Annotated in this window: 14 protein-coding genes, 1 rRNA gene and 1 riboswitch; of the genes, 12 read left to right on the top strand and 3 right to left on the bottom strand. The window is 69.3% G+C overall.

The genetic code is table 11. The features are described 5' to 3' along the window. From rrf to ACGFU6_RS24780, 11 genes are all read left to right on the top strand, one after another. Positions 1–86, top strand: a 5S ribosomal RNA gene (gene rrf / locus ACGFU6_RS24830); the annotation flags it as partial. Between the two features lie 150 nt (positions 87–236). Beyond that, a complete protein-coding gene (locus tag ACGFU6_RS24825; protein WP_393613935.1) occupies positions 237–845 on the top strand; it encodes a CDP-alcohol phosphatidyltransferase family protein in 609 nt (202 codons plus the stop codon). Positions 846–958: 113 nt separating this feature from the next. Then, positions 959–3,454: a sugar phosphate nucleotidyltransferase gene (locus tag ACGFU6_RS24820; protein ID WP_393613933.1), complete on the top strand. Its 2,496-nt coding sequence runs from the start codon at positions 959–961 to the stop codon at positions 3,452–3,454. A gap of 152 nt (positions 3,455–3,606) precedes the next feature. Further along, entirely contained in the window at positions 3,607–4,530 is a 924-nt protein-coding gene (locus tag ACGFU6_RS24815; protein ID WP_123528410.1) for a DUF881 domain-containing protein, read from the top strand. Continuing rightward, positions 4,527–4,859, top strand: coding sequence for a small basic family protein (locus tag ACGFU6_RS24810; RefSeq protein ID WP_003970459.1), 333 nt, complete (start codon positions 4,527–4,529; stop codon positions 4,857–4,859). Before ACGFU6_RS24815 ends, ACGFU6_RS24810 begins: the two co-directional genes overlap by 4 nt. 5 nt (positions 4,860–4,864) lie before the next feature. Next, complete coding sequence (locus ACGFU6_RS24805; RefSeq protein WP_393613931.1) at positions 4,865–5,656, top strand: DUF881 domain-containing protein; 792 nt, start codon at positions 4,865–4,867, stop codon at positions 5,654–5,656. 190 nt (positions 5,657–5,846) lie between these two features. After that, on the top strand, positions 5,847–6,626 hold the full coding sequence (locus tag ACGFU6_RS24800; RefSeq protein WP_393613929.1) for an FHA domain-containing protein: 780 nt from the start codon (positions 5,847–5,849) through the stop codon (positions 6,624–6,626). A gap of 42 nt (positions 6,627–6,668) precedes the next feature. Next, entirely contained in the window at positions 6,669–7,412 is a 744-nt protein-coding gene (locus ACGFU6_RS24795) for a MerR family transcriptional regulator (protein WP_393613927.1), read from the top strand. A gap of 53 nt (positions 7,413–7,465) precedes the next feature. After that, positions 7,466–7,939, top strand: coding sequence for a bifunctional nuclease family protein (locus ACGFU6_RS24790; protein WP_006123076.1), 474 nt, complete (start codon positions 7,466–7,468; stop codon positions 7,937–7,939). Positions 7,940–8,106: 167 nt separating this feature from the next. Beyond that, positions 8,107–8,724 (top strand): MerR family transcriptional regulator, encoded by a 618-nt coding sequence (locus ACGFU6_RS24785; protein ID WP_393613925.1) that lies wholly within the window; start codon positions 8,107–8,109, stop codon positions 8,722–8,724. 90 nt (positions 8,725–8,814) lie between these two features. Further along, the gene (locus ACGFU6_RS24780; RefSeq protein ID WP_393613923.1) at positions 8,815–10,320 is read left to right on the top strand and encodes a DNA polymerase IV; all 1,506 of its coding nucleotides are present in this window, start codon (positions 8,815–8,817) and stop codon (positions 10,318–10,320) included. Here ACGFU6_RS24780 and ACGFU6_RS24775 read toward each other — a convergent pair. After that, positions 10,245–10,613, bottom strand: a complete 369-nt coding sequence (locus ACGFU6_RS24775; protein ID WP_123529403.1) for a PRC-barrel domain-containing protein — start codon at positions 10,611–10,613, stop codon at positions 10,245–10,247. The genes ACGFU6_RS24780 and ACGFU6_RS24775 overlap by 76 nt on opposite strands. Positions 10,614–10,726: 113 nt before the next feature. Beyond that, positions 10,727–10,823: riboswitch (glycine riboswitch) on the top strand. Positions 10,824–11,016: 193 nt separating this feature from the next. Between ACGFU6_RS24775 and gcvP the strand changes: the two genes are divergently transcribed. Next, positions 11,017–13,902, top strand: coding sequence for an aminomethyl-transferring glycine dehydrogenase (gcvP, locus tag ACGFU6_RS24770; RefSeq protein ID WP_393613921.1), 2,886 nt, complete (start codon positions 11,017–11,019; stop codon positions 13,900–13,902). A gap of 97 nt (positions 13,903–13,999) precedes the next feature. Here the strand turns inward: gcvP and ACGFU6_RS24765 are convergent, their stop codons facing one another. Continuing rightward, positions 14,000–14,206 (bottom strand): DUF5999 family protein, encoded by a 207-nt coding sequence (locus ACGFU6_RS24765; RefSeq protein ID WP_123528417.1) that lies wholly within the window; start codon positions 14,204–14,206, stop codon positions 14,000–14,002. 317 nt (positions 14,207–14,523) lie between these two features. Continuing rightward, the gene (locus ACGFU6_RS24760) at positions 14,524–15,117 is read right to left on the bottom strand and encodes a hypothetical protein (protein WP_393613919.1); all 594 of its coding nucleotides are present in this window, start codon (positions 15,115–15,117) and stop codon (positions 14,524–14,526) included. Positions 15,118–15,390 lie beyond the last annotated feature (273 nt).

The raw sequence follows: 15,390 nt of genomic DNA, 5'->3' as shown, positions 1-15,390 counted from the left end.
GTTACATTCCGAACCCGGAAGCTAAGCCTTTCAGCGCCGATGGTACTGCAGGGGGGACCCTGTGGGAGAGTAGGACGCCGCCGAACTCCTTTTAAAATGGTTAAGCCCCGTGCCCTTGTGGCACGGGGCTTTTCTGCGTTCCCGAACGGTTTCGGGTACCCCCGTGCACCTGCTGGCCGCCCCTGCGGGTAGGGTCAGGAAGCATCATTGGCACGTTCTTCACAGGAGGCCCCCGGGTGGAGGTCCAGGAGACTCGCGTTCAGACGAACCGGGTACTCACCATCCCCAACATCCTCAGCATGGCCCGCCTCGTCGGCGTGCCTGTCTTCCTGTGGCTGATTCTCCGCCCCGAGTTCGGCGGGCCCAAGAGCGACGGCTGGGCGTTGCTCGTGCTGATGTTCAGCGGTGTCAGCGACTACCTCGACGGAAAGCTGGCCCGTCGTTGGAACCAGATCAGCAGCCTCGGACGACTACTCGACCCGGCCGCTGACCGTCTCTACATTCTTTCGACCCTTGTCGGGCTGACCTGGCGGGAGATTCTTCCGCTCTGGCTCACCGCAGCCCTTCTCGCGCGCGAGCTGATGCTTCTCGTGATGGTGGGAATCCTGCGCCGTCACGGCTATCCCCCGCCCCAGGTGAACTTCCTGGGCAAGGCGGCCACGTTCAATCTGATGTACGCGTTCCCCTTGTTGCTGCTCAGCGACGGAGGTGGTTGGCTTGCAACGCTGGCCACTGTTTTCGGATGGGCGTTCGCAGCATGGGGTACAACCCTCTACTGGTGGGCAGGGATCCTCTACGTGGTTCAGGTCCGCCGACTTGTCAAGGCGGATGCAGTAGCCGATTGAGCCTGTTGATGCGGTGCCGCGCAGCGTGGCCGGCCCGCGGCTGATGACACAGACGCTGCCCTGACGGGTGAAGTCGGCTAGACCGTCGTCTCTTCGAGGAGGACGTTTCCGACATGAAGGCCGTCGTGATGGCTGGTGGTGAAGGCACTCGCCTTCGCCCCATGACCTCAAGCATGCCCAAACCGCTCCTGCCCGTAGCCAATCGGCCGATCATGGAGCATGTGCTCCGGCTGCTCAAGCGGCACGGGCTCAGTGAGACGGTTGTGACCGTCCAGTTCCTCGCGTCTCTGGTGAAGAACTACTTCGGGGACGGCGAAGAGCTCGGAATGGAGCTCAGCTATGCCAACGAGGAGAAACCGCTCGGCACCGCGGGCAGTGTGAAAAATGCCGAAGAGGCATTGAAGGACGACACCTTCCTCGTCATCTCCGGTGACGCTCTCACCGACTTCGATCTCACCGACCTCATCGCGTTCCACAAGGAAAAGGGCGGCCTGGTCACGGTCTGCCTCACCCGTGTGCCGAATCCGCTGGAATTCGGCATCACGATCGTGGACGAGGCGGGCCAGGTCGAGCGGTTCCTGGAGAAGCCCACCTGGGGACAGGTCTTCTCGGACACCGTCAACACGGGCATTTACGTAATGGAGCCCGAGGTCTTCAACTACGTCGAGGCCGACGTTTCCGTGGACTGGTCCGGAGACGTGTTCCCGCAGCTCATGAAGGAAGGCAAGCCCATCTACGGCTATGTCGCCGAGGGCTACTGGGAGGACGTGGGCACGCACGAGAGCTACGTCAAGGCCCAGGCCGACGTCCTCGAGCGCAAGGTCGACGTGGAGATCGACGGCTTCGAGATCTCGCCCGGTGTATGGGTGGCCGAAGGCGCCGAGGTGCACCCCGACGCCGTGCTCCGCGGGCCCCTGTACATCGGTGACTACGCCAAGGTCGAGGCGGGCGTCGAGATCCGTGAACACACCGTCATCGGGTCGAACGTCGTCGTGAAGAGCGGGGCGTTCCTGCACAAGGCCGTGGTGCACGACAACGTGTACATCGGTGATCACAGCAACCTGCGCGGCTGCGTCATCGGCAAGAACACCGACATCATGCGCGCGGCCCGGATCGAGGACGGCGCGGTCATCGGCGACGAATGCCTCGTCGGCGAGGAATCGATCATCCAGGGCAACGTCCGCGTCTACCCCTTCAAGACCATCGAAGCCGGCGCCTTCGTCAACACCTCGGTGATCTGGGAGTCACGCGGACAGGCCCACCTCTTCGGAGCGCGCGGCGTCTCCGGCATCCTGAACGTCGAGATCACGCCGGAACTGGCGGTCAGGCTGGCCGGCGCGTACGCCACGACGCTGAAGAAGGGATCCACGGTCACCACCGCGCGTGACCACTCCCGAGGCGCCCGGGCACTGAAGCGTGCGGTGATCTCGGCGCTCCAGGCCAGCGCCATCGACGTCCGAGACCTGGAGAACGTACCGCTGCCCGTGGCCCGCCAGCAGACCGCACGCGGCAGCGCCGGCGGCATCATGATCCGGACGTCGCCGGGTGTCCCCGACTCCGTCGACATCATGTTCTTCGACGCGAGCGGCGCCGACCTCTCGCAGGCGCAGCAGCGCAAGCTGGACCGCGTCTACGCCCGGCAGGAGTACCGCCGAGCCTTCCCCGGGGAGATCGGTGACCTGCACTTCCCTTCCAGCGTCTTCGACTCGTACACCGGGTCGCTGCTGCGGAACGTGGACACCGCCGGAATCGCCGACGCCGGGCTCAAGGTCGTCGTGGACGCCTCCAACGGCAGCGCCGGGCTTGTTCTGCCCAGCCTGCTGGGACGGCTCGGTGTGGACGCGCTGACCATCAACCCGGGACTGGACGAATCGCGTCCCACCGAGTCCGCCGAGACCCGGCGGTCCGGGCTCGTGCGACTCGGGGAGATCGTCTCCTCGGCGAGGGCAGCCTTCGGTATCCGGTTCGACCCGGTCGGTGAACGGCTCTCCCTCGTCGACGAGCGGGGGCGGATCATCGAGGACGACCGGGCGCTCCTGGTCATGCTCGACCTCGTCGCCGCCGAGCGGCGCAGCGGCCGGGTGGCGCTGCCGGTGACCACCACCCGCATCGCCGAGCAGGTGGCCGCGTACCACGGCACCCAGGTCGAGTGGACGACGACCTCGCCCGACGACCTGACCCGGGTCGGACGCGAGGAAGGCACCATCTTCGGTGGAGACGGGCGCGGCGGCTTCATCGTTCCCGAATTCAGCAGCGTCTTCGACGGCTCGGCCGCGTTCGTACGGCTGATCGGCCTGGTGGCCAGGACCCAGCTCACCCTCAGCCAGATCGACGCACGTATTCCGCGTGCCCATGTTCTGCGCCGTGATGTGGCGACTCCGTGGGCCGTCAAGGGACTGGTGATGCGCCGCGTCGTCGAGGCCGCCGGCGACCGTGATGTCGACACGACGGACGGCGTGCGGGTCGTCGAGGCGGACGGACGCTGGGTGATGGTGCTGCCCGACCGGGCGGAAGCGGTCACCCATCTGTGGGCCGAGGGGCCGGATGACGCCTCGGCGCAGGCCCTGCTGGACGAGTGGTCGACGATCGTCGAGAGCGCGGGCGACTGAGCCGTCCGGCCGCGGTGACGGCGGAGCAACGCTGTCGCCGCGGCCGCACCGTCCGCGGTGCGGCGGTCCGCCGGAACGCGCCGCCCGGCGGCTCCGGGTACACCGGTGGGGCCATTCGGCGGTAGCAGCCGCGACGTGCGACGATGTGCGGCATGTCGCAGCAGCCCCCCGATCGGAGTACGGCCTCGCCGCCCGCGCGCCCCGACGCGTCCATGTCGCTGCTGACCAATGTGATGGACCACAGCCTGGACGACGGATATGCCGAGGCATCGGCTCGCCGCAAGGCCGACGGCCGGGCCGGCATGCCCCGCACGCTCAAGGCGAAGCTGGGCTTCGCGGCGTGCCTCGTGCTGGCCGCGCTCGTTGTCACACTGGGCGCCGCGCAGGCACGGGTGTCGGCACCCGTCCTCGCCAAGGAGCGCGAGGAACTGATCGACCGGATCGACGCGGAGACCGACGCCGCCGACACCCTCGAGGCACAGGTCGAGAAGGTCCGCGACGATGTCGGCAGGCGCCAGCGCAAAGCTCTGGAAAAACACGGTGGGGACCAGGCGGAGCTGGTGGCTCTGCTCTCCGGCGCGACCGCCGTGCACGGGCCCGGAGTGAAGCTGGTCGTCGACGATGCGAAGAACACCGACCAGGGCGGTGGGGGCCCGCGTGAGACCAGCGGCTTCTCCGACACCGGACGGGTCCGGGACCGGGACATGCAGCGGGTCGTCAACGGCCTGTGGCAGTCCGGTGCCGAAGCGATCGCCATCAACGGGCAGCGTCTGACCGCCCTGTCGGCGATCCGGGCCGCGGGCGACGCCATACTGGTCGACAACAAACCGCTCGTGCCGCCGTACTCGGTGCTCGCGGTGGGGGACGGGAAGAAGCTCGGCGCCGCCTTCCGCGACAGCGCCGACGGCCAGTACCTGCAAGCGCTGAAGGACACCTTCGACATCAGGACGAGCATCTCCGTCCAGGAGAAGGTGAGCCTGCCGGCCGCCCCGAGCCTGATCGTACGGACAGCAGAGCCTTATAAGGCCGCAGACACCGGCAGTGGTGCGGCAGACACAGGGAAGGGCACATCGTGATCGCCGTACTGGGCCTCGTCGTGGGAGTCGTGGTCGGACTGTTGGTCCGGCCCGAAGTGCCGGCGGTGGTCGAGCCCTACCTTCCGATCGCCGTCGTGGCCGCCCTCGATGCCGTCTTCGGTGGCCTGCGCGCCATGCTCGACGGAATCTTCGTCGACAAGGTCTTCGTGGTCTCGTTCCTCTCGAACGTGGTCGTGGCCGCCCTGATCGTCTTCCTGGGCGACAAGCTGGGCGTCGGCGCCCAGCTCTCCACCGGAGTCGTGGTCGTCCTCGGCATCCGCATCTTCTCCAACGCCGCCGCCATCCGCCGGCACGTCTTCCGGGCCTGAGGCCGATGAGCAACGACGAGGAATTCACCGGCGGCCGGGAACAGCCCGGCGAGCGGCCCGCGGACGCGCCCAAGGAACTGACCGGACGCCAGCGGCTGATCGCAGGCGTCTGGCCGCCCAGGGTCACCCGTGCCCAACTCATCGTCGCGGTCCTGCTGTTCGTCCTCGGTCTGGGGCTCGCCATTCAGGTGCGGTCCAACAGCGACAACAGTGCCCTGCGCGGTGCGCGCCAGGAGGACCTGGTCCGCATCCTCGACGAGGTGGACGACCGTTCGCAGCGGCTGGAGGACGAGAAGCAGCGCCTGGAGGACCAGCGCACGGAGCTGGAGAACAGTTCCGACCAGGCGGAGGAGGCCCGCAAGCAGACGGTCGAGAAGGAGCGTCAACTCGGCATCCTCGCGGGTACCGTGGCTGCGCACGGGCCGGGCATCACCATGACGATCAACGACCCCGGTGACGCGGTCGAGGCGGACAAGCTGCTCGACGCGCTTCAGGAGCTCCGGGCCGCCGGCGCCGAGGCGATCGAGGTCAACGGCGTGCGAGTGGTGGCCAATACGTATTTCTCCGGTGACGGCGGCGCCATCAAGGTGGACGGGCGGAAGATCTCGGCTCCGTACGTCTTCAAGGTCATCGGCAAGCCGCAGGATCTGGAACCGGCGCTGAACATCCCGGGCGGTGTGGTGCAGACTCTGGAGAAGGAGCAGGCCACCGTGCATGTGTCGCAGGCCGAGGACATTGTCGTGAACGCCTTGCGACCGGCGGAGTGGCCTGACTACGCTCGGTCGTCGGCCCAGTGAAACCGGGACGCGTGGGCGTCGGGGGACACGGGCAGAAGGTTGCGGGGGGTCGCCGCATCGTAATCGTGGTGCGTGGTGGAAACTGTCGAGTAGATACGGACGTTGTGAAGATGTCCGGGTCGGCAGGTGTGTTCATTCAGGGTTCGTCCTGCCCCACGGGCGGGTCTGTTTCGGTCAAGGGGAATCGCCCGTGAAGTTGTTTGGAAAGTTGTTCGGCAAGAGCGCACGCGATGAGGCAGCCCGCCATCGCGCGCCGCGCAGTGGTCAAGCCGACGAGCAGGGCTCCGAGCGCCCGCTCTTCCGCGACCAGGTGCCAGGCCCGGGGGGTGACAATTCGGGCGCGTCGTCTGTTGACCCCGCCGGTCCCGGCCGCATAGGTTTCGGAGAACCGTCAACCTCAAGTACGGGTGGAGGGTTCACCCCGAGGCAGGAGGGTTCGTCCATGCCGGTCTGCACGAGGTGCGGTCACCGCAATGCCGAAGCCAGCCGTTTCTGCTCCAACTGCGGCGCGCCGTTGAGGGGCGGGGTTCCCGAGCGGGCCTCGGAGACGACGTCGACCATCTCCATCTCGGGCCTTGAGGCCTACGAGGCGGAGGCGACCGGTCAGACGTCGGCACCGTCCCTCTCGCCCGAGGCGCAGGCAGCTGTGGATGCCCTGCCGCTCGGTTCGGCGCTGCTGGTGGTGCGCCGCGGTCCGAATTCGGGCAGCCGCTTCCTGCTGGACGGCGAGCTGACGACGGCCGGACGCCACCCGCAGAGCGATATCTTCCTCGACGACGTGACGGTCTCGCGCCGCCACGTGGAGTTCCGCCGGAGCCCCGACGGCAGCTTCACGGTCGGGGACGTGGGCAGCCTCAACGGCACCTACGTCAATCGTGAGCGCATCGACTCCGTCGCGCTCTCCAACGGTGACGAAGTGCAGATCGGCAAGTACCGGCTGGTCTTCTACGCGAGCCAGCGGGCCATCTGACCCGTCCCCGGACTCCGTCCGGGGGGACCCCCAGGAAGGTCCATGCTGAGAACACCGACGGGCGGTGCCGGAAACGGCACCGCCACGGCCGACGACCGCCCGATGAGCATCGGCACGGTGCTCCTGCAGCTGCGGGACGAGTTTCCCGAAGTCACCATCTCCAAGATCAGGTTCCTGGAGGCGGAAGGGCTCGTGGAACCGCAGCGGACGCCTTCCGGCTACCGCAAGTTCCGCTCCGACGACGTCGACCGGCTCGCCCAGGTGCTGCGGATGCAGCGGGACCACTATCTTCCGCTGAAGGTCATCCGCGAGCACCTGGACGCCGTCGCCCGGGGTGAGCGGGCGCCCCTGCCGGCTCCGGACGGCGAGCGGGAACTTACCGACGGCAGCTGGATGGCCGGGACGGGCCGGGCCACGGCCGCCCGCATCGGCCGGGCCGAGCTGCTCGCCGCCGCGGAGGTCACCGAGAGTGACCTCGATGCATGGGAGTCCTACGGTCTGGTCGTTCCGTCGGCCGACGGCGGATACGACGCCGAGACGGTCACCGTAGCCAGGCTCGTGGCGGATCTGGGCCGGTTCGGCCTGGAACCGCGGCATCTGCGCGCCATGCGGGCGGCCGCGGACCGCGAGGCCGGATTGATCGAACAGGTCGTCGCGCCACTGCGCCGGCACCGGAATCCGCAGACCAGAGCCCATGCCGAGGCCACCGCCAAGGAGCTCGCGGAGCTCTCTGTACGCCTGCATTCGGCCCTCGTACAGACCGCGCTCCAGATCAGGCTCCACTGATCCGCGTGGGCCCCGACTACCCAAACCTGCCGAGCAAGTCCTAGGGTTGCTGTGTGAACGAGCTCGACGTTGTGGGTGTCCGGGTGGAAATGCCCTCCAACCAGCCGATCGTGCTCCTGCGTGAAGTGGGAGGCGACCGGTACCTCCCCATTTGGATCGGTCCTGGTGAGGCGACCGCGATCGCCTTCGCTCAGCAGGGCATGGCTCCGGCCAGACCGCTGACCCATGACCTCTTCAAGGATGTGCTCGAGGCCGTGGGCCAGGAGCTCACCGAGGTCCGGATCACGGACCTCCGTGAAGGGGTCTTCTACGCGGAGCTGGTCTTCGCGAGCGGAGTCGAGGTGAGCGCGCGGCCGTCCGACGCCATAGCGCTCGCCCTGCGTACCGGAACGCCGATCTACGGCAGTGACGGGGTGCTCGACGACGCCGGAATCGCGATTCCCGACGAGCAGGAGGACGAGGTGGAGAAGTTCCGCGAATTCCTCGATCAGATCTCGCCGGAGGACTTCGGTACGAACAGCCAGTGACGTCCCGAGGGGTCGTCGTCAGCGCATTCGACAAGCCTTTCCCGGTCGAGGGTCACGTGAAACCACCCTCAGGGTGATTATCACTCGGCGTGCCGAGTGTGGCGATCGTTGACGCACCCCGAGTGACTGCCTACCTTCGAGTGGGCAGGTCAAGGACGGAGGTCGGCGTGGGAAGCAGCGGCGACGGTGCGGCAGTGGGTGGGCCGTATCCGCACCAGGGGAGTACGGCCGACCAGACCATCAGGCAGCCGGCTGCGCCGGCTGCGGTGGCGGGGGACGGCGTGACATCGGCCAAGGACATCGGCTATCGCGGGCCGACGGCGTGCGCGGCGGCGGGGATCACTTATCGGCAGCTCGACTACTGGGCCCGTACGGGCCTGGTCGAGCCGAGCGTCCGTCCGGCCTACGGATCGGGCACACAACGGCTCTACAGCTTCAGGGACGTCGTCCTGCTGAAGATCGTGAAGCGCTTCCTCGACACCGGGGTGGCGCTCCAGAACATCCGCACCACGGTCCAGCACCTGCGGGCCCGCGGGTTCCAGGATCTTGAGCGCATGACCCTGATGAGCGACGGGGCGACGGTCTACGAGTGCTCCTCGCCCGCCGAGGTCGTGGAGCTGCTCCAAGGGGGTCAGGGCGTCTTCGGCATCGCCGTCGGGGTGGTCTGGCGGGACGTCGACGCCGCGCTGTCACAGCTGCACGGGGAGCGGGTGGACACCGGCGAGACACTGATCGGGAACAACCCCGCCGACGAGCTCGCCCGACGGCGCAACCGTGCGGGCTGAGCAGGTGAGCCCCCGGCCGGGCCCAAGGCGTCCGCCTGCGGGCGGCCGCCGCCCGGCGATTGTCAGTGCCATGGGGCAGCATCGACTGATGTGAGAGCCGCGCCGACCATCCTGCATCTGGACATGGATGCCTTCTACGCCTCTGCGGAGCAGGCGGCGAAGCCGAGTCTGCGCGGCAAGCCTGTCGTCGTGGGCGGACTGGGGCCGCGCGGGGTCGTCGCCACCGCCTCGTACGAGGCCAGGCGTTTCGGGGTCCACTCGGCCATGCCGATGGCGCAGGCCAGACGCCTGGCGCCGAACGCCGCCTATCTGGTTCCGCGCTTCGCGCTGTACCGGACGGTGAGCGACCAGGTCATGGAGCTGCTGGGCCGGCTGTCGCCGCTGGTGGAGCCGTTGAGCCTGGACGAGGCCTTCGTCGACCTGGAGGCGGGTGGCACAGCGGACGACACCGCCTCCGCCCTTGCCATCGGTGAGCAGCTGCGGGAGGCGATCGAGGCGGTCACCGGACTCAGCGGGTCCGTCGGTCTCGCGGGCTCCAAGATGCTGGCGAAGATCGCCTCGGAGGAGGCGAAGCCGGACGGGATCATGCTGATCGAGCCGGGTACCGAGCGGGAGCTGCTGGCGCCCATGCCGGTACGGACCCTGCCCGGCGTCGGACCGGCCACCGCGGACCACCTGCGGCGCGCCGGGATGACCACGGTGAACGACCTGGCCGAGGCGGGCGAGGCGGAGCTCGTGCGGCTGCTGGGCAAGGCGCACGGCGCCTCGCTGCACCGGATGGCCGCCGGCCGGGACGACCGGCCTGTCGTCGCCGAGCGGGACGCGAAATCGGTCTCGGTGGAGGACACCTTCGACACGGACCTGCACGACCGGGTCCGGGTCAGGGGCGAGGTCGAGCGGCTCGCCGACCGGTGCGTCCAGCGGCTGCGGGCGGCGGAGCGCTCGGGCAGGACCGTGGTGCTGAAGGTGCGGCGGTACGACTTCTCGACGCTGACCCGGTCCGAGACGCTGCGCGGGCCCACCGACGACCCCACGGTGGTCCGGGAGGCCGCCGCCCGGCTCCTGGAGTCCGTGGACACCACTGGGGGAGTGCGGCTGCTGGGCGTGGGCGTCACCGGGCTCGCCGACTACACCCAGGAGGATCTGTTCGCGCAGGCGGCCGATGAGCGCACCGCCGCAGGACTCGCCGCTGCCGGGCTCGCCGCCGAACTGGCCGCCGACCAGGCCGCCGGCGGTGCGGAGGCCGGGGCGGAGGCCGCTGCGGGAGAAGGGCGGCCGGAGTCCGCGGAGCAGCCGGAACAGGAGAGCGCCGAGCAGCTCGCCGCCCGGCGCTGGCCCGCCGGACACGACGTGCGGCACGACGCCCATGGCCACGGCTGGGTGCAGGGCAGCGGGGTCGGCCGGGTCACGGTGCGCTTCGAGGAGCCGGAATCGGCGCCCGGCCGGGTCCGTACGTTCCGTATCGACGATCCGGAACTCCAGCCGGCCGATCCGCTGCCGCTCGTGCGGGACCCGGTCGACTACTCGTCCTGGCCGGCCAGCCTGCCGAAGTCCCGGTCCGGGGCGGTCGCCTCGGGCGGGGCGTCCAGACCGTAGTGCCGGTAGAGCTGGAGCTCCTGCTCCGGCGAGAGGTGGCGGCCGACCCCGAAGTCGGGAGCGTCCTTGATCAGCGTGCGGTCGAAGGGGACGCGAAGCGTGTCCTTGACGAATTCGCTGGGCTCCAGCGGGACGAAGGCGTCCCGGCTGAACAGTCCGGTGCGTACGGCCGCCCACTCCGGCACACCGGTCGCGTCGTCGAGGTACACCTCGTCCACGGTTCCGATCTTGGTGCCCTCGCGGTCGAACGCCTTGCGGCCGATCAGGCTGCGCGGATCGATGTCGGTCTGCACGGTCCCTCCCACTGGTCGCGGGTACTCCACAGGAACCACAGAAGTGCAGATCCGTGCGGTTGGCCACTCGAAAACTCCGCCGGGCACCCCGCTGGTAGGCTGGGGGCGGCTGCTTACCCCGTGCGGGAGAGTCCTCCGGAGCGAATCCGGAGGCGCCGAAGGAGCAAATCCTCCCCGGAATCTCTCAGGCCCCCGTACCGCACGGACGAGGTCACTCTGGAAAGCAGGGCGGGTTCCGCACGGCCGGGTGCCGAGTGGGTCCCTCCCTCACCGACGGTGAAAGCCGGTGCGCGCAGTGGGCACCGGTGAAGCTCTCAGGTTGAGATGACAGAGGGGGAGGCCGTTCGGGCACCCCGCGCCGCGGTGCCCCTCGCAGGTCGTGACAGACCAGGAGGCCTCCACCATGACCCCCCGTCGCACTTCGCTCGCCCAGCTCGAACAGGGAATCCCCTTCGAGCAGCGTCATATCGGTCCCGACGCCGCGGCGCAGGCGAAGATGCTCGCCCAGGTCGGTTACGGCTCGCTCGACGAGCTCACCGCGGCCGCGGTGCCCGATGTCATCCGGAGCGCCGAGGCGCTGCAGCTTCCGACGGCCCGTACCGAGGCCGAGGTACTGGCCGAACTGCGGTCGCTCGCCGACCGCAACCAGGTGCTGGCCCCGATGATCGGGCTCGGCTACTACGGCACGTTCACCCCGCCGGTGATCCTGCGCAACGTCATGGAGAACCCCGCCTGGTACACGGCCTACACGCCGTACCAGCCGGAGATCTCGCAGGGCCGCCTCGAGGCCCTCCTCAACTTCCAGACGATGGTCGCCGACCTGACCGGGCTGCCCACCTCCGGTGCCTCGCTGCTCGACGAGGGCACCGCCGCCGCCGAGGCGATGGCGCTCGCGCGGCGCGTCGGCAAGGTGAAGAACGGCGTCTTCCTGGTCGACGCCGACGCCCTCCCGCAGACCGTCGCCGTGATCCGGACCCGCGCCGAACCGACCGGTGTCGAGGTCGTCGTGGCCGACCTGGCCGACGGCATCCCGGCCGAGATCGCCGAGCGCGGAGTCTTCGGTGTCCTGCTGCAGTACCCGGGCGCCTCCGGAGCCGTGCGCGACCTCGCGCCCGTCATCGAGCAGTCCCACGAGCTCGGCGCGATCGTCACCGTCGCCGCCGACCTGCTGGCGCTCACCCTGCTCACCTCGCCCGGCGAACTGGGCGCGGACATCGCGGTGGGCACCACGCAGCGCTTCGGCGTGCCGATGGGCTTCGGCGGACCGCACGCGGGGTTCATGGCCGTTCGCGAGAAGTTCGCCCGCAGCCTGCCGGGCCGCCTCGTCGGCGTCTCCGTGGACGCGGACGGCAACAAGGCCTACCGGCTGGCACTCCAGACCCGCGAGCAGCACATCCGCCGCGAGAAGGCCACCAGCAACATCTGCACCGCCCAGGTGCTGCTCGCCGTGATGGCCGGCATGTACGCCGTCTACCACGGCCCGGACGGGCTGCGGACGATCGCCCGCCGGACCCACCGCTACGCCGCGATCCTGGCCGAGGGGCTGCGCGCCGCCGGTGCGGACGTGGTGACCGGCTCCCACTTCGACACGCTCACCGTCCGGGTTCCGGGCCGGGCCGCGGAGGTCGTCGCCGACGCCCGCGAGCGCGGGGTGAACCTGCGGCTCGTCGACGGTGACCTCGTCTCGCTCGCCTGCGACGAGACGACCACGCGTACGGAGATCGCGTCCGTCTGGGCGGCCTTCGGGGTCACCGGCGACATCGAGGCCCTGGACGCCACGACCGCCGACGCGCTGCCCGAGGGGCTGCAGCGCTCCGACGCCGTGCTGACCCACCCGGTCTTCCACCAGCACCGTTCCGAGACCGCGATGCTGCGCTACCTGCGCAAGCTCGCCGACCGCGACTACGCGCTGGACCGGGGCATGATCCCGCTCGGCTCCTGCACCATGAAGCTGAACGCGACCGCCGAGATGGAGTCGATCACCTGGCCCGAGTTCGGCGCCCTGCACCCCTTCGCGCCGGCCGAGCAGGCGCAGGGCTTCCTGACGCTGATCCGGGAGCTGGAGGAGCGGCTGGCCGAGGTCACCGGTTACGACGCGGTGTCCATCCAGCCGAACGCCGGCTCGCAGGGCGAGTTCGCGGGGCTGCTGGCCGTCCGGGCGTACCACCGTGCCAACGGTGACGAGCAGCGGACCGTCTGCCTGATCCCGTCCTCGGCGCACGGCACCAACGCGGCCAGTGCGGTGATGGCCGGGATGAAGGTCGTCGTGGTGAAGACGGCCGACGACGGCGAGGTCGACATCCAGGACCTGCGCGCCAAGATCGAGCAGCACCGTGAGCAGCTCGCCGTGCTCATGATCACCTACCCGTCGACGCACGGTGTCTTCGAGGAGCACGTCGCGGACATCTGCGCCGAGGTGCACGACGCGGGCGGTCAGGTCTACGTCGACGGCGCCAACCTCAACGCGCTGGTCGGCCTGGCCAAGCCGGGCCACTTCGGCGGCGACGTCTCGCACCTGAACCTGCACAAGACCTTCTGCATCCCGCACGGCGGCGGCGGCCCCGGCGTCGGCCCGGTCGGCGTGCGCGCGCACCTCGCGCCGTACCTGCCGAACCACCCGCTGCAGCCCGCAGCGGGTCCGGAGACCGGGGTCGGCCCGATCTCGGCCGCCCCGTGGGGCTCGGCCGGCATCCTGCCGATCTCCTGGGCGTACGTACGCCTGATGGGCGGCGAGGGCCTGAAGCGTGCGACGCAGGTCGCCGTACTCGCGGCGAACTACATCGCCAAGCGCCTCGAGCCGCACTACCCGATCCTGTACAACGGCCCGGCCGGGCTCGTCGCGCACGAGTGCATCGTGGACCTGCGGCCGATCTCCAAGGCGACCGGCGTCAGCATCGACGACGTGGCCAAGCGGCTCATCGACTACGGCTTCCACTCACCGACCATGTCGTTCCCGGTCGCGGGCACGCTGATGATCGAGCCGACCGAGAGCGAGGACCTCGCGGAGCTGGACCGCTTCTGCGACACGATGATCGCCATCCGCGGCGAGATCGAGAAGGTGGCCTCCGGCGAGTGGAGCGCGGACGACAACCCGTTGGGCAATGCCCCCCACACGGCGGCCGCGCTGGGCGGCGACTGGGCGCACGGCTACAGCCGTGAGGTGGCGGTCTTCCCGGCCGGGGTCACCGCCGCCGACAAGTACTGGCCGCCGGTGCGCCGGATCGACGGTGCGTTCGGTGACCGTAACCTCGTCTGCTCCTGCCCGCCGTTGGACGAGTACGACAACTGACGGGACCGACGTCCTGGACGTCGTCGGGTGACGCGGAACTGCGTCGGGGCCGGTTCGGAGATCTCTCCGGGCCGGCCCCTTCCGTTACCTGCCGCGGTCAGGCGGCCTTCATCACCCGGCCCGTTCCCAGCGGCCGGTGCGGCGCGATGATCTGCCCGTCCGGGAGCAGCTCACCGGTGTCCTCGAAGAGCAGGACGCCGTTGCACAGCAGGCTCCAACCCTGTTCCGGGTGGTGTGCCACCAGGCGGGCGGCCTCCCGGTCGGCTGAGTCGGCTGTGGGGCAGGGTGGCTGGTGCTGACACATGGCTGGGTTCTTTCGCTGCGTTGAGTTGAGTGTCCTGCGGCTTGAAGAGGTGTTCATGGCCGCCCCCGTATCTGTCGGTCCGATCCCAGTGTTGCCCCACGGGCGTCAATCCGCAGGGATTTCGCGGCAGCGCTGCTACTCCTCCCATGACGCGTCACCCAGCCGGACGGTTCGGCGTAACTGCCCTGTCACTTCGGGTGGTTCGGGGTGGCCGGATGGGGCTAGTCCGGATGGGTCCCGGATGCGCCCTCGCAGCGCGCCGTGCCCCGCCGCCGGAATCGGCGGCGGGGCACAGTGAAGTGGGGGGCGGCCGTGGGTCAGGCCGGGGAGCCGAGCAGGGGGCCGGGACCGGGCGTGATGCGAGTGGTGATCACGGGAAGCAGATCGGCGACCTGGTGCGGACGGTGTGCCGCGATACCCGGTGGGGCGGGAGCCAGCGGTACCAGCAGGTCGGCGGGGGCGGGGGAGCCGCCGGCCGCGTCGGCCCCGGTGTCCTCGTGCAGCCACAGTGCCAGCATGTAGAGCTCGGGAATGGACAGCAGCCTCGGCTGGTAGTGCGTGCTCGCGGCCTCCGCCTGGCGCAGGGCGAGTTCGGTCGAGGCGATGTAGGGGCCCTCGAAGAAGTGCGAGAACGTCCAGCCGTCGGGGGTGAGCATGGTGTCCGCCGCGGCGATCGCCCGATCCGCGCCGCGGATCTGGAAGCGCCAGGCGGCGAGCCGGGTGGTGGGTGTGAGCCCGCCCGGTCCGATGCGGTCCAGCACGTGTACGGGGAGCGGGTGTTCGGGGCTCAGGGGTCCCTGGGCCGAACGCAGGGCAGGTGTTCGGGCCTCGCGGACCGCGGTGGGTGAGCCGAGCGCCGCGAGGACGCTTCTCAGCGCGGGCGCGGGAGCTGGAGGAACATGCAGGGGCATAGTGGGTCGCCTCTCACTTCGGAGACACGGTGGAACGTGGGCGGGTGCAGACGGCGCTGTCGGCGTGCGGGGCCAGAGGAGGCCGGTGACTGAGCCGGTGCGTCAACTCTCTGCCTCGTCCGCGGAGTTTATACGACACGTGTTCACGCGGTGATTCCACTAGCCATCACTACTATTGCCGGCAAGACGGTATCCGGACTTTATTATGCGGAGATTATGCTGATTCGACGTGAGCGGCGCAGCCGTCGCCTCGGGTTTTCCTGTGACGCGGTA

It is taken from the genome of Streptomyces sp. NPDC048462, assembly GCF_043200175.1.
GTDB lineage: Bacteria > Actinomycetota > Actinomycetes > Streptomycetales > Streptomycetaceae > Streptomyces.
The sequence above is the reverse complement of the archived record's forward strand: the minus strand, read 5'-3'. Positions and strand labels throughout refer to the sequence as shown.